The organism is Streptomyces sp. NPDC059371, from assembly GCF_042751995.1.
Taxonomy (GTDB): domain Bacteria; phylum Actinomycetota; class Actinomycetes; order Streptomycetales; family Streptomycetaceae; genus Streptomyces.
Genome location: NZ_JBHYXD010000032.1, coordinates 19,741 through 33,925 on the forward strand (window position 1 = coordinate 19,741; position 14,185 = coordinate 33,925).

The 14,185-nt window shown below is 72.5% G+C and carries 12 protein-coding genes; 6 read left to right on the forward strand and 6 right to left on the reverse strand.

Annotation, left to right across the window (positions count from 1 at the left end):
* Positions 1-75: 75 nt before the first annotated feature.
* On the reverse strand, positions 76-465 hold the full coding sequence (locus tag ACFXGX_RS19820; RefSeq protein ID WP_382792824.1) for an STAS domain-containing protein: 390 nt from the start codon (positions 463-465) through the stop codon (positions 76-78).
* A gap of 400 nt (positions 466-865) precedes the next feature.
* Here ACFXGX_RS19820 and ACFXGX_RS19825 point away from each other — a divergent pair, with 400 nt between their 5' ends.
* Positions 866-1,447: a sigma-70 family RNA polymerase sigma factor gene (locus ACFXGX_RS19825; protein ID WP_384792633.1), complete on the forward strand. Its 582-nt coding sequence runs from the start codon at positions 866-868 to the stop codon at positions 1,445-1,447.
* A gap of 119 nt (positions 1,448-1,566) precedes the next feature.
* Positions 1,567-2,859, forward strand: a complete 1,293-nt coding sequence (locus tag ACFXGX_RS19830) for an MDMPI N domain containing protein (protein ID WP_384792756.1) — start codon at positions 1,567-1,569, stop codon at positions 2,857-2,859.
* A 48-nt stretch (positions 2,860-2,907) separates the two neighbouring features.
* On the opposite strand, the gene purU is transcribed toward ACFXGX_RS19830, so the two are convergent.
* Positions 2,908-3,792 (reverse strand): formyltetrahydrofolate deformylase, encoded by an 885-nt coding sequence (gene purU, locus ACFXGX_RS19835; protein ID WP_384792635.1) that lies wholly within the window; start codon positions 3,790-3,792, stop codon positions 2,908-2,910.
* A 91-nt stretch (positions 3,793-3,883) separates the two neighbouring features.
* The gene (locus tag ACFXGX_RS19840; RefSeq protein WP_384792638.1) at positions 3,884-4,384 is read right to left on the reverse strand and encodes a hypothetical protein; all 501 of its coding nucleotides are present in this window, start codon (positions 4,382-4,384) and stop codon (positions 3,884-3,886) included.
* Positions 4,385-4,501: 117 nt separating this feature from the next.
* Between ACFXGX_RS19840 and ACFXGX_RS19845 the strand changes: the two genes are divergently transcribed.
* Positions 4,502-5,800 (forward strand): ABC transporter substrate-binding protein, encoded by a 1,299-nt coding sequence (locus tag ACFXGX_RS19845; RefSeq protein WP_384792641.1) that lies wholly within the window; start codon positions 4,502-4,504, stop codon positions 5,798-5,800.
* Between the two features lie 158 nt (positions 5,801-5,958).
* Here the strand turns inward: ACFXGX_RS19845 and ACFXGX_RS19850 are convergent, their stop codons facing one another.
* Both ACFXGX_RS19850 and ACFXGX_RS19855 read right to left on the reverse strand, forming a co-directional pair.
* Positions 5,959-7,617: a hypothetical protein gene (locus ACFXGX_RS19850; protein WP_384792644.1), complete on the reverse strand. Its 1,659-nt coding sequence runs from the start codon at positions 7,615-7,617 to the stop codon at positions 5,959-5,961.
* 263 nt (positions 7,618-7,880) lie between these two features.
* A complete protein-coding gene (locus ACFXGX_RS19855) occupies positions 7,881-9,266 on the reverse strand; it encodes a transcriptional regulator (protein ID WP_384792647.1) in 1,386 nt (461 codons plus the stop codon).
* Between the two features lie 305 nt (positions 9,267-9,571).
* Here ACFXGX_RS19855 and ACFXGX_RS19860 point away from each other — a divergent pair, with 305 nt between their 5' ends.
* From ACFXGX_RS19860 to ACFXGX_RS19870, 3 genes are read left to right on the forward strand one after another with little or no spacing between them, the layout of a single operon-like run.
* Positions 9,572-10,225, forward strand: a complete 654-nt coding sequence (locus tag ACFXGX_RS19860; RefSeq protein ID WP_384792759.1) for a bifunctional DNA primase/polymerase — start codon at positions 9,572-9,574, stop codon at positions 10,223-10,225.
* Between the two features lie 59 nt (positions 10,226-10,284).
* Complete coding sequence (locus ACFXGX_RS19865) at positions 10,285-11,082, forward strand: ABC transporter ATP-binding protein (RefSeq protein WP_384792650.1); 798 nt, start codon at positions 10,285-10,287, stop codon at positions 11,080-11,082.
* Complete coding sequence (locus ACFXGX_RS19870) at positions 11,079-12,692, forward strand: transporter (RefSeq protein WP_384792653.1); 1,614 nt, start codon at positions 11,079-11,081, stop codon at positions 12,690-12,692. The genes ACFXGX_RS19865 and ACFXGX_RS19870 overlap by 4 nt, the downstream gene beginning before the upstream one ends.
* A 173-nt stretch (positions 12,693-12,865) precedes the next feature.
* Here ACFXGX_RS19870 and ACFXGX_RS19875 read toward each other — a convergent pair whose 3' ends face one another.
* A complete protein-coding gene (locus tag ACFXGX_RS19875) occupies positions 12,866-13,732 on the reverse strand; it encodes an alpha/beta fold hydrolase (RefSeq protein WP_384792656.1) in 867 nt (288 codons plus the stop codon).
* Positions 13,733-14,185: the final 453 nt, after the last annotated feature.

Here is a 14,185-nt window from a genome sequence, read left to right on the forward strand (position 1 = left end):
GTGGGCGGAGGGCGCGGAGGGGGCGGGAATCGGCCGTCGCCGGGGCCGTCGAACCGAGCGCTCGTGACCTGACCCTCAGGCCGACAGCGGGCGGGACTCCTCGTCCGTGGCCGCGTCGACGTCCGGGTACACGTCGAAGAGCCGGCGCACGCCTAGGGCCCCGAGGACGCGGTTCACATGGGAGCCGTCGACCGCGCCCCGCGCGGGCAGTATCAGGCGCAGACGCCCGCGGCAGGAGCGCATGAGACGGCGGGCCGCGATCAGGACGCCGACACCGCTGGAGTCGCAGAACACGACCTCGGACAGGTCCAGGACGATGCTGTGCCGGCCCGCGGCCACCACGTCGTGGACGCTCTGCCGCAGCCCTGGCGACGTCACGAGATCGAGTTCGCCCGACACCCGCAGCACGGCCCACTCGCCGTCGGTCACGTCGGTCACGTGCGTCACTTCGAGCGTCACCGCCACGCCTTTCGCTCGCCTCGCCCAGCAGAAACGGAAGCACTCCGTACGCTTCCTTCCAGCGCGGCTGCCCCGCCGTAGTTCCATGAAACACGGATCCCGCCAGGAAGAAACGCCTGTCTACGGTCGAAAGTGCTTCACGAGGGTTCTCTTTCGGTCGCATACGGCCAGTTACGGTCAGGTGCAGAGACGGAAGCGGCGCGCCTCTACCATTCACCGTCCGCCCAGGGGCGCACATTGACGCAAAGGGGCGTGCGCTGCCGGACGTGCCGACTACATTCAGGACAGCGGATGCGCACAGGCTGGACGTCAGCACCGCATGACTGGACAGCGACAGGGGACACGACCGGCACACAGGCCGGACGCGGGCACGGGCGCCGGGCACGACCAGGGGTGAGGGGGCCGTATGGCGACGCAGGACGCACCGCCCCGCTGGGACCGCAAGATGCAGCAGCGGCTCTCGCGGGGGGAGGCCGCCGCACTCGGCGAGCTCTACGACCGGTTCGCCTCGCTCGTGCACGGTCTCGCCCATCGCGTGCTCGGGGACGAGCGGGCCGCCGACGGGATCACCCGCGAGGTCTTCACCCACGTCTGGGAGAACCCCGACGCGTACGACCCGAAGCAGGGTCCGCTGCGCTCCTGGGTCGCCACCCTGACCCACCGTCTGGCCGTGCAGCGCCTGCGCGCGACCGAGGCCGCCGCCCTCGCCCGCGGCGGCGACGGCACCGCCGAGGAGCTGGAGCGCAAGGTGCGCAGCGCGTCCGTCGCCGCCCGCGCGGACTACATCGTCACGTCCATGCCCACCCCGCTGCGGACCGCTCTGGAACTGGCGTACTTCCAGCGCCGCGACTACCGCCAGGCGGCCGCCGACCTCGGCGTCACCGAGGACGAGGCCCGCCGCCGGCTGCGCCTCGGCCTCCAGTTGCTGTCCACCGCCCATGACGCCGGGCCGGCCGGCACACCGCCGGAACCCGGGGGTGCGCGGTGAGCGAGGAACCTGGCCGGTTCCCGTCGTCCGACGACGAGGAGGGCCGCGCGGGCGGGTACGAGGACGGTCACAGGGACGGGCACGGGACCACGGACGAGAACGAGGACGGGCACGGCGGCATGCACGAGGACGGGCACGAGGACGCCGACGGCGGTGGCGCCGGGCCGCTGCCCGGCGGGCCGCCGCGCATACCGCCGCCCCGCACCTCCGTGGAGGACACCGGGCTGCCGCTGCCCGAACCGGCGGGCACCGACCGTCCGGCGCCGCCGGTCCTCGAACACCGGGTCCTGAAGTCGCTGCTGGGGGCCTGGGCGCTGGCCGCCTGCTCGGCGGACGAGACGAGTGCCGTCGAGGACCACCTCGGGTACTGCGGCTCGTGCGCGGAGGAGGCGCTGCGGCTGCGCGAGGCGGTCGGGCTGCTGCACCCGGCGGAGAGCCTCGACCTGGACCCGACGCTGCGCACCCGCGTCCTGACGAGTTGCCTGGACCGGCGCCCGCCGCGCATCCCGGTACCCGAGTGGGCCGCTCCGTACGACGCGGAGACCGCCCGTCTCGACGCCCTGCTCCAGGACATCGGCGGCTCCGAATGGCACGCGCCCGTGCGGCTGCGCTGGTTCGAGGGCGACGGGCCCGTGAGCCGTCGTACGACCGTCGCCGGGGTCATCGCCCATCTGCTGAGCGTCGACGGGCTGGTCGCCGTCGCGCTGGGGCTGGACGACCCGGTCGGCACGGCCGGCGCGGAGCGGCCCACACCGCAGGAGCGCACCGAGGCGTACTGGCGTTCCTCGCGCGTCCCGCCCACCCGGTCCGTGCGCGGCCCCTGGCGGGAACAGAGCCACCGCATCGTGCGGAGCGTGTCGTTCGCGGAGGAGGGCGCCCCGGCCGCGGGCGGGGTCGCGGGCGGGGAGGCCTCCGGGCGGCTCACCGTGGCGTACGGCGGTTTCGAGCTGCCGCTCAGCGACTCGATGCTGGACCGGGCCTTCGAGTGCTGGGTGCACGCGGGGGACATCGCCGACGCGGTGGACTACCCGTACGAACCGCCCGCTCCCCGGCATCTGCACCGGATGATCGACCTGGCCGCGCGGATGCTGCCCGTCTCCCTCGCCGAGCGGCGCCGGGCCGGGCTGTCGGCCCGGTCGGTCCGGCATCTCGTCACGGCCGGCGCCCCGGGACGCAGTCTGCGCCTGGAGATCGAGGGCTCCGGGGGCGGTGAGTGGCTCATCCCGCTCGACTCGCCCGGCGCCGTCGGCTCCGCCGACCACGAGGTGGCCCATGTCGCGCTGGACGGGGTCGAGTTCTGCCGCCTGGCCGCGGGCCATGTCTCCCCGGAGGAGGCGGCCGCCGGACAGGACGGCGACCGCGACGTCATCAGGGACGTCCTGTCCGCGGCGGCTTCGCTGAGCCGGATGTGATCCGGCGGCTCGGCAGTCGGGCGACCCGGCAGTCGGACGGCCCAGCCGTCAGGCGAAAACGACCGTGCGGCGTCCGTTGAGCAGGATGCGGCGCTCCGCGTGCCACTTCACGGCGCGAGCGAGCGCCTGGCACTCCACGTCCCGGCCGATGGCAACGAGCTGGTCGGGGGTGACGTCGTGGCCGACCCGCTCGACCTCCTGCTCGATGATCGGGCCCTCGTCGAGGTCCGCGGTGACGTAGTGCGCCGTGGCGCCGATGAGCTTGACCCCACGGGCGTGTGCCTGGTGGTACGGCTTGGCGCCCTTGAAGCTCGGCAGGAAGGAGTGATGGATGTTGATGATGCGGCCGCTGAGCTGCTTGCACAGGTCGTCCGAGAGGACCTGCATGTAGCGGGCGAGGACGACCAGCTCGACGCCCTTCTCGCGCACCAGCTCCAGCAACTGCGCCTCGGCGTCGGCCTTCGTGTCCTTCGTCACCGCGATGTGGTGGAAGGGAACGTCGTACGACCCCACCAGCTCCGCGAAGTCGGTGTGGTTGGAGACCACGGCGGCGATGTCGACGGGCAGCGCGCCGATCCGCGCGCGGAAGAGCAGGTCGTTCAGGCAGTGGCCGAACTTGCTGACCAGGAGGACGACCCGCATCCGGTCCTCGGCCCGGTGGATCTGCCACTCCATGTGGAAGGCGTCGCCGATCGCTGTGAAACTCGCGCGCAGCTTCTCCACAGTCACCGGGGATTCGGCGGAGAAGTGGACGCGCATGAAGAACAGACCCGTGTCGTGGTCGCCGAACTGCTGGCTGTCCTCGATGTTGCAGCCCGTCATGAACAAGTAGCTCGACACGGCGTGCACGATGCCCTGCTTGTCGGGGCAGGACAGCGTCAGGACGTACTGCTCGGCGGACGGCACGGTCTCACGGACGGACGGCTCATTCATGCGGGACAGGCTTTCATACCAGGCGCCCGCGCAGGAGTGCCGTCCCGCCACGCGGACGCCGCGCCGACCGCGTCAGGACGCCGCGCCGGGCCTACGCGGACCGCGTCAGAATGCGCAGGACCTCAAGGGTGCGTGGAGGCGTGTCCGGGTCCTCTCCGTCGCTCGACGACAGCCGTACGTGCGCGGCGCGCGCGGCCTGCAGGGCGTCCGGCCAGCCCTGGTGGTCGAGATAGGCGGAGACCGGCGCGTCGGGTCCGACCTGGTGCATGATCCGCAGGACCCGCAGGACGGCACTGTCCACGAGGGCCGCCTCCTGGGAGTCCCGGAAGATCGTGCCGATGTATTTCTCGGCCGACCAGTTGTCCAGCCAGGTGTCCTCGACCAGGCGGTACACGGCGTCGGTGACGTCGCCGTATCCGTCGACGCCGGCGAGCCAGACGTCTCTCTGGAACGCGGGGTCGGAAAGCATGTGCAGCGCGGAGCGCACATTGCTGCGCCAGCGCCACCAGGGCATGTCGTTCAGTGGCATGCCGCCCATGGTGGATGAGCGACGGCCGCGGCGGGAAGAGTTCTCCGAGTCTTGCACGGTCATCGATCGTACGTTCCCTGTGAAAAACAGTTCATCGACCCCTGCAATTCACCTCTGCGTCACCCGGTGTCGACCACGAGTCACATAAATATTTTTGATGTGGCGGAATCGTGCATGCCCATGACCGGTAGGCGACGTACTCGCACCACCTCCCCCACCCCGCCCCGGCCCCGCAAGGCCAAGCTGCTGTACGCGAGCGCCTTGGTGGCGTGCGCGTCGGTCGCCGTCGGATGCGGGGTCATCCCTGGTGCCACGGGGGGCTCCGGGGATGGCCCCGTCAAGGTGATGACCTGGGCCCCCGAGAAGACCAACGCAACGAACAAGCCCGGAATGCCGGCCCTGGCGAAGGCCTACGCGCGCTGGGTCAACGCGCACGGCGGCATCAACGGCCGCCATCTTGAGGTCCTCACCTGCAACGACCACAACGACTCGGTCGCCGCAGCGCACTGCGCCGAGCGGGCCGTCGACGAGGACGTCGTCGCGGTCGTGGGCTCCTACAGCCAGCACAGCCGGGCGTTCCTCGCCCCGCTGGAGAGCGCGGGCATCCCCTACATCGGAGGCTTCGGCGTCACCGACGACGAGTTCACCAGCCCCGTCTCCTACCCCGTCAACGGCGGTCAGGGCGTCCTGCTGGCGGGCCTCGGCGAGCAGCTCGGCAAGAACTGCGGCCCTGTCTCGCTCATACGCCCCGACACCATCGCCGGTGACGAGCTGCCGGTGCTGCTCGACTCCGGCCTGAAGGCGCTGGGCCACCCGCGGGCCGCGGACCAGCGGGCGGCCGAGGACGCCACCGAGTACTCCCGGCCGACCCAGCAGGCGCTCGAGCACGCGACGTCCGACCCGAGCAGGCCGGGCTGTGTGGTCCCCGCGCTCGGCGACCGCACGAACACCTTCATGGACTCCTTCCGGCGCGACGCCGAGGACTTCCCGAAGGTGCACACCGGTACGGTCATCGGCAACGTCGACCAGTCGCTCATCGACGCCACCGGCGGCAAGTCGGGCCCCTACGAGGGTTCGTACGTCACCGGCTGGTACCCGACCGCCGACGACTCGCGCTGGAACCCGATGCGCGCGGTGATCAAGGAACAGGCCTTCGGCGACAACCGGATCGACCCCGCCGACGCCGGGGTGCAGACCACCTGGATCGCCTACACCGTGCTGAAGAAGGCCATCGAGTCCCTCGGTGCGGGAGAGGTCTCGCCCCTCACCCTCCGGCGCGAACTCGACAACGGCCTCAAGGTGGACACCGGCGGGCTCACCCCGACCCTGAGCTGGCGCTTCGACGCGGACACCGCCGCCGCCGACTTCCCGCGCCTGGTCAACGCCAACGTCACCTTCCAGGCCGTCAGCGGCGGTCAGCTCACCTCACAGCGCAAGGGGTTCGTCAACATGACGAAGACCCTGTCCGGGGAGGACTAGCCGGCCGGAGGCGGGACACCGCTCACGACGAAAGCCCGGCCCCCTCGCCGTTCGGCGCGGGGGCCGGGCTTTTCGTGGTCGACCGGGGCCGGTGTACGCGGCCGGGGCCGGTGTACGCGGCCGGGGCCGGTGTACGCGATCCGAGCCGGTGTACGCGGTCAGAGCTGGGTGCGGGCCCGCTGCGTCAGGCCGTACTCCGACGCGATGGCGTTCCACAGCGTCGCGGCCTTCCCCTTCCGGGCGGAGGCCGTACCGCTGGCCCGGTCACCCGCCTGGGTCTGCCCGGTGGTGCGGGCATGGCCCTTGCGGCAGCCCTTCTTGTCGTTCTTGACCTGGTCGGCCCAGGCCGCGTAGTGGTTGTCGGCCGCGGCGGAGGCCTTCCAGCCGCTGTTCAGGGCGGCGCTCAGCTCGTCGTGGTTCGGCAGCTTGTCGACCGAGAGGCCGGAGAGCCGGGTGACCAGCTCGCCACGCTGCTTGGCCGCGTCCCGCAGGTCACCGGCCGCCTGGTCGAGGTCGCCGCACGCCTTCACGTTCGCCACGGCGTTGATCACCGAGTCGCGGCTGCTGGCGCTGTCCGCGAGAAGCTTGTCCAGTTCGACGGCCTGCGCCTTCACCGGATCGGCACCGGCGGGCGCCGACGAACCCGCCGTCGCGGGCGCGGTCGCGGCCACCGTCTTGCCGGTGTCGTCCTTGCCGTCGTCGCCACCGCCGCCACCGCTGAGCAGGGCACCGGCGCCGACACCGAGCACGATGATGCCGATGCCGACCGCCGCGATCAGCGGGACGCGCGAGCCGCTGCGGCCACCGCCGCCTCCGTCACCGCCGGACTGGCCACCACGCCGCCCGGCGGCACGTCCGCCGCCGGCGCCGGGCCCCGGCTGGGCGCCGTACCGGTCACCCGGTCCGTAAGGGTCCTGCGGGCCGTACGGGTCCTGCGGGCCGCCCGCGTCGATACGCGGCAGCATCTGCGTCGCCCCGGCCACCTCCGGCTCGCTGCGGAAGAGATTGTCGAACTCGGCCGGGGGCTGCCGCTCCTCGGGCGCGCCGGAGGGCATCCCGTAGGACCCCGAGGGCTGCGCGGGGACGGGCGGGATGTACTGCGTGGCGTCGGCGTCCGAACCGCCCCGCGCGGTCTGCCCCGGGTAGTGCGGGGTGCCGGCCGCGACCTCCGGCGGCAGGGCGCCCAGCCCGACCGGCGGTATGAACTGGGTGGCGCCCTCGTCCGGCGCGGCGGGAACCGGCGGTATGAACTGCGTCGCCCCCTCGTCGGCACCCGGGGCGGCCGGTATGTACGGAATGTACTGGGTGGCACCGTCCTCGCCACCGGCAGGGAGCTGGGTCCCGTGGCCGGCGTGCCCGCCCTGCTGCTCCTGGACCCCGTAGCCGCCGTAGCCGCCGTAGCCGGCGGCGGCGCCCGAGCCGTGCGCCCCCGGCGCATAGCCGTTCTGGGCGCCGTACGCCGAGGACGACGCGCCCTCGGGCGGCAGCGGTGCGGAGCCGGATCCGGGCGCGCCGAAGCCGTGCGCCTGCTGTGCGCCGTGCGGGTCCGCCGCCGGCCAACCCTGGGCCCCGGGAGGTGTGGGGGCACCCCACGACGGATCGGCGTTCGCGGGCGCGCCCCAGCCGTCCGCGGACTGCGGGGCGGGGGCGGCCGACCGGTCGGGACCCCACTGCCCACCCCAGGCGGGACCACTGGCCGGGGTCACCCGGTCACCCGTCGTACCCGGCAGCAGGGGCTCGCTACCGTCGGAGGGCAGCACGATGCCTTCGCGCGCGGGCCGCGCCGAGGGCTCCTCGCCCTGTCCACTCTGCGTCACCGGGACTCCTACGAATGGGGGACCTTCGGAATCATCGGCTCACGCTACCGGGTCCCCGCAACCCGGTGCCACGCAGCACCTGCGGTGACCGCGGCGCCTTGTGACACAGGTAACGAAACCGCCCCCGAATGCGCTGTATCTCACTCCCTTCCCCCACAGCGCCCTCGTTTTCCCGGCGTTCACTCCTCTACGGGCCATATGTTCACGGACCCGAGCCCGGAAGACCGCGAAGCGAAATGATCACACCCCGCACCGGCGTACGGTCACGCCGCCGCCTGCAGCTCCATGCGCGCCCCGAACTCCCGCACCACGGCCTCGTCCTGGAACGGCGCCAGGCGCTGCTGAAGGTCCTCCAGGTACTCGGCACCGCGGTTGGAGCGGAGTGTGCCGAGGAGTTCGACGGCGCGCAGACCGGTGTGGCAGGCCTGCTCCACCTCGCGCTGCTGGACCTGTGCCGTGGCGAGCAGGACATAGCCGATGGCCCGGCGGCGGGCACGCGACTCGGGAAGGCCGGCCAGGGACTCCTCGGCGCACCGCGCGGCGGCCTCGGCCTGGCCGAGATCCCGGTGGCAGTGGGCCAACTCGTCGGCCAGATAGGCCTCGTCGAAGTGCGCGATCCACGTCGGGTCGTCCCCGGAGGCCGCGTCCGCGTTCTCCAGGGCCGTGACGGCCCGCCCGGACGCCACCTGCGCGGCGCGCGCGTCGCCCATCAGCGCGTGCCCGCGCGCCTCGGCGGCGTGGAACATCGACTCCGCCCGCGGTGTCACCCGGCCGCGCGCCCCTTCCTGGGCCGCGCGCGCCAACTGCGCGATCTCGCGCGGGTTGCCGAGCTGGGCGGCCAGGTGGCTCATGGACGCGGCGAGGACGTATCCGCCGTAGGCGCGGTCGCCTGCCGCCTGCGCGAGTCGCAGCGCCTGGATGTAGTAGCGCTGGGCGAGCCCAGGCTGGCCGGTGTCGATGGCCATGTAGCCGGCGAGTTCCGTCAACCGGGAGACGGCGGCGAACAGTTCACGTCCGACCGCCTCGCGGTAGGAACCGGCGAGCAGTCCGGAGACCACGCTGTTCAGGTAGTGCACGACCACCGGGCGCACATGCCCGCTGCCGTACTGGTGGTCCAGGTCGGTCAGGGCCTGGGTCATCGCGCGGACCGCCGCCACGTCCGAGAGCCCGACGCGCGGGCCCGCCGACCGGGCCACCTGCGAGTCCGGCGACGAGATCAGCCAGTCGCGGCTCGGCTCGACGAGCGCGGAGGCGGCGACGGACGACCCGGACAGGAAGTCCCGTCGCCCCACGTCGCTGCGCCACAGCTCGCAGACCTGCTCGATCGCGCCCAGTATCGTCGGCGAGAACTGGAGGCCCACGCCGGACGCCAGGTTCTTGCCGTTGGCCATGCCGATCTCGTCGATCGTGACCGTCCTGCCGAGCTTGCGGCCGAGCGCCTCGGCGATGATCGCCGGAGCCCGCCCCCGGGGCTGCTGCCCGCGCAGCCAGCGCGCGACCGACGTCTTGTCGTAGCGCAGATCGAGTCCGTGCTCCGCTCCGCACATGTTCACTCGGCGGGCCAGCCCGGCGTTCGAGCAGCCCGCTTCCTGGATGAGTGCCTGGAGCCGTTCGTTCGGCTGCCTGGCGATGAGAGGCCTTGCGGCCATGGCGTACCCCCTGTGGCTGCGGTGCCTGCCCACGCACCGAGTTGACGTGTCCTCACCGGCCGGCGCACCGAAGGAGGCCGGCCAGGAAGATCAATGCCCCGCAGACATGCCGAAGATGCGAGACATGTGAGGATTGCCGGGGTAAGGGCGGTCGCCCGACCCCACCCGTGATTACCCGCTACCGGCTGCCGCTGCCCCCGCGCGCCCCCACACGTGCATCCATGCGCCCCAGCCGGGGAATCGATGCTCCTCCCCCGCGCGCGTGTCCCCCGTAACCCTGGGTGGACGCGGAAGTTGACATCGACGTGGAAGAGATCATCACAGGAACCGAGTCCGCACACATCCCCCGGCAGCGTGGCGAATCGCTGCCGGAAACCGCCGTGCGCTATGCCGAGGAACGCCACTGGGACGTGTTCCCCGGCACCTGGCTGGTGACGGACGGCGGGGTGCAGCTCTGCTCCTGCGGTGAACCCGCCTGTGCCGCGCCCGGCGCGCATCCGGCGCGCGAGGACTGGGCGGCCCAGGCCACGGGCAGCGCGACCGCAGCGCGGCGGTTCTGGTCGGTGCGGCCGGAGGCGTCGATCCTGCTGCCCACGGGGCGTGCGTTCGACGCGATCGACGTGCCCGAGACGGCCGGGTTCCTGGCACTCGCCCGGATGCGGCGGATGGAGCTCACCCTCGGGCCGGTGACGTGCACCCCGGACCGCCGCATGCACTTCTTCGTGCTCCCCGGAGCCGCGGCGAAGGTCCCCGACCTGGTGCGGGCGCTGGGCTGGCCGCCCGCCTCGCTCGATCTGACCGTGCTCGGCGAGGGCGCCTACGTGGCCGCGCCGCCGACCCGGGTCGGATCCCGGGGTGCCGTCCAGTGGGCCTGCCGGCCGACGCCCGCGAACCGCTGGCTGCCGGACGCGGAGGAGCTGATCTCCCCGCTGGCCTACGCCTGCGGACGGGACCGGTAGATCGACCGGGACTCGGCGGGGGCCGGTACCGCGCGGCCGGGGGCCCTTAGGGTGCCTGTATGAGCGAGGGAGCGAAGGGCGGCGGCGTGCCCGCCGTGCGTGTGCGGGGGCTCTGGAAGCGGTTCGGTGAGCAGGTCGCCGTGGCCGGGATCGATCTGGAGCTTCCCGCGGGGCAGTTCATCGGGCTCGTCGGGCCGAACGGCGCTGGCAAGACCACCACCCTGTCGATGGTGACCGGGCTGCTCAGACCCGATCAGGGCACGGTCGAGGTCGTCGGTCACGACGTCTGGCGCGACCCGGCGGAGGTGAAGGCCCGGATCGGCGTGCTGCCCGAGGGGCTCCGGCTCTTCGAGCGGCTCTCCGGACGCGAACTGCTCGGCTACACCGGCCGGCTGAGGGGGCTGCCCGGCACCGAGGTCGACAAGCGCGCCACCCAGCTCCTCGACGTCCTCGACCTCGCGGGCGCCCAGCACAAGCTCGTCGTCGACTACTCGACGGGCATGCGCAAGAAGATCGGCCTGGCCTGCGCGCTCCTGCACAACCCCGAAGTCCTCTTCCTGGACGAGCCGTTCGAGGGCGTGGACCCGGTCTCCGCGCAGATCATCCGGGGCGTCCTGGAGCGGTACACCGCGTCCGGCGCCACCGTCGTCTTCTCCTCCCATGTGATGGAGCTGGTCGAGTCGCTGTGCGACTGGGTCGCCGTCATGGCCGCCGGGCGCATCCGCGCACACGGTCCGCTCGCCGACGTACGCGGCGCCGCGCCCTCGCTCCAGCAGGCCTTCCTCGAACTGGTCGGCGCGCACGGCCGCGGCACCGCGGCCGATCTGGACTGGCTGGGCGGCGGGACTCCCCGATGAGCGCCGGCACCGGCGTCTCCGCCGCGTCGATCACCCCCGTCGTCGTACGGCTGAAGCTGTCGCTCCTGCGCAACGGCCTGCGGCAGTCCGCCGGGCGGCGGGCCGCGTTCATCGCCTCCACGGTGCTCGTGCTGCTCTTCGCCGCGCTCCAACTGCTCGGCCTGATCGCCCTGCGCGGCAACGAGCACGCCACCGCCGTCGGCGTCCTTCTCGTGGCAATCCTGGCGCTCGGCTGGACGGTGATGCCGCTGTTCTTCCCCAGCGGCGACGAGACACTCGATCCGACGCGACTGGTGATGCTGCCGCTGCGGCCGCGGCCGCTCGTCCGGGCGCTGCTGGCCGCCTCCCTGGTCGGTGTCGGGCCGCTCTTCACGTTCTGCCTGCTGCTCGGTTCGGTGATCGCGGTCGCGCACGGGGCGGCCGCGTACGCGACGGCGGTGGTCGCCCTCGTACTCGCCCTGCTGGTCTGTGTGGCCCTCGCGCGGGCCGTCGCGGCCGCCAACATCCGGCTGCTGTCCAGCCGCAAGGGCCGCGATCTGGCGGTGCTCAGCGGACTGGTCGTCGCGGTCGGCGCCCAGCTCGTCAACTTCGGCGCGCAGCGGCTCGGTTCGGCGGGCGGGCTGTCGGAGCTGGACCCGGTGACGAACGTGCTGCGCTGGATCCCGCCCGCGTCGGCGATCGGTGCCGTGGACTCGGTGAGCGACGGGTCGTACGGGGCCGGGACGGTCCAGCTCGCGCTGTGCGCGGCCGCCCTGGCGGGGTTGCTGGCGCTCTGGTCCCGTCATCTGACGCGGCTGATGACCTCGCCCGACGGGTCCACGCTCCAGGCCGCGGAACCCGCCGCCAAGGAGCGCGGCTCCTCGGGGCTCGCGCGGCTGCTGCCGGCCGGACGCACCGGCACGGTCATGGAGCGCAGCCTGCGGTACGTGTGGCGCGATCCGAAGACCAAGGCCGCCTGGGTGACCTCGCTGGCCATCGGACTGATCGTGCCGGTGTTCAACGCGCTCCAGGGCACCGGCTCGGTCTACTTCGCGTGCTTCGCGGCCGGGATGCTCGGGATCCAGATGTACAACCAGTTCGGGCAGGACACGTCCGCGTTCTGGATGGTGGCGCTGACGATTTCCTCGACCCGCGACGCGTACGTCGAGCTGCGCGGGCGGGCGCTGGCCCTGCTGGTGATCACGCTGCCGTACGCGACGCTCGTGACCGTCGTGACGACCGGGCTGCTCGGCGCGTGGGGGAAGCTGCCCGAGGTGCTCGGCCTGTCCTTCGCGCTGCTCGGCGCGATGCTGGCGACCGGCGCCTGGTCCTCGGCGCGCTTCCCGTACTCCATCCCCCAGGAGGGCTACAAGAACGTGGCGCCCGGTCAGGCCGGTCTCGCCTGGATCGCGATCTTCGGCGGCCTGATCTCGGCCGCGCTGCTCGCCTCTCCCGTCATCGCCCTGACGATCTGGCTGAACGTGAGCGCCGACGGCGACCACTGGACCTGGCTGCTGCTGCCCGTGGGCGCCGTCTACGGGGCGCTGATCACGCTCCTGGGGCTCAAGCTCGCGGCGCCCCGGACGGCGGGGCGGCTGCCGGAGATCCTGGCGGCGGTCAGCAAGGGGTGAACGCGCGGGCCGCCACCGGTGCTCTCGCGGCGTTGCGGTGCGCGTCCCCCTGAAAGGTGAGCTGAGCGGCCGGGACGGCACACCGCGCCGCAGCGCTATTGGGCACCACACACGAACGGAATATGAAGATCCGGTGAAGCTTTGTGATCATTTTGTGACGCTTCCGGACGGCATCAGCCGGTGAGTACCCCGTCCAAGAACGGCTCGATCGCGGCGCGCCACGCCTCGGGCTGGTCGTAGTGCACGAGGTGGCCGGCGTCCGCGACCTCGGCGTACCGGCCGCGCGGCAGGACCCGGACCATCTCCTGGGACTCGGCCCGGCCGAGTTCGCCGTCGAGGCCGCGGACGACGAGGGCGGGGCACCGGACCTGGGCGAGCTCCTCCCAGTGGGCGTCGTACACCCATGTCTGGCGGGACTTGAGCATCTGTTCGGGCTCGAAGACGGGGCGCCAGCCGTCGGGGGACTCGTGCATCACCTCGGCGTAGAACTCGCCGCGGGAGGGATTCGGGCGCTCCACCCAGGGATCGTCCTCGCCGAACCACTTCCGTACGTCGGCGAGTGTGGCGAAGGGGACGGGCCAGGCCTTGAACCAGTCCTCCCATTCACGCTGGGAGGCGGAGCCGAGCGCCGAGGCCCGCATGTCGCAGATGATCAGGGCCCGGACGAGATCGGGGCGCTTGGCGGCGAGCTGCCAGCCGGTCAGCGCGCCCATCGCGTGGCCGACGACGACGGCCGGTCCGAGGCCGAGCTGGTCGAGAGCGGCTTCGGCGTCCTCGACGTAGGCCTCGCGGGTGTACTCGGCCTCCGGGGCCTTGTCGCTCTGGCCGTGACCGCGCTGGTCGAGGGCGATGGCGCGGTGCCGCTCGGAGAGCCAGCGGGCGGTGGACGCCCAGTGCGAGGCGCGGCCCATGAGGCCGTGCAGTAACAGCACGCCGGGCGCCTCGGACGCCTTCGGCTGGTCACTCTTGGGAGGGTCGGCATACTCCCATGCGGCAAGGCGTACACCGCCCGCTCCTGTCACGTCGATGCGCCGCACCATCGGTAATGGCACCCCCCTGGCTCGCTCGGACCCGCTCGCTCCCGCTCTTCCCGGCCGGTCCACTCGTACCGCTTTCTGCCGCTGTTCCCGGTGTGCGGAACGATGCCCTCACGCACTCCGCCACATCGTCACGTTATCGAATGGGGATTCGAAACTGGCCTTTCCGGCCACAACACCCCTCGTTCGAGTGACCGCCCACCAGGATTGACCGCCGCCGCCGGGGGGAGATCTTCTGCGGGAGGCGGACCGCTCGGGGAAAACGGTCCGAAGGGAATGACCCTGGGAGCTCGGGGCTCCGGGTCAGCACAGGGGAGGACAGGCCCCGGCGCCCGGAGGCGCCCGGGGCCCCGCCCCCACAGCGGGCCAAACGCACCCCCCCCCCCCCCCCCGGCCCCCCCCCCCCCCGCCCCCCCCCCCCGCCCACAGGTGATATGACACACCCGCCCAGCCTGG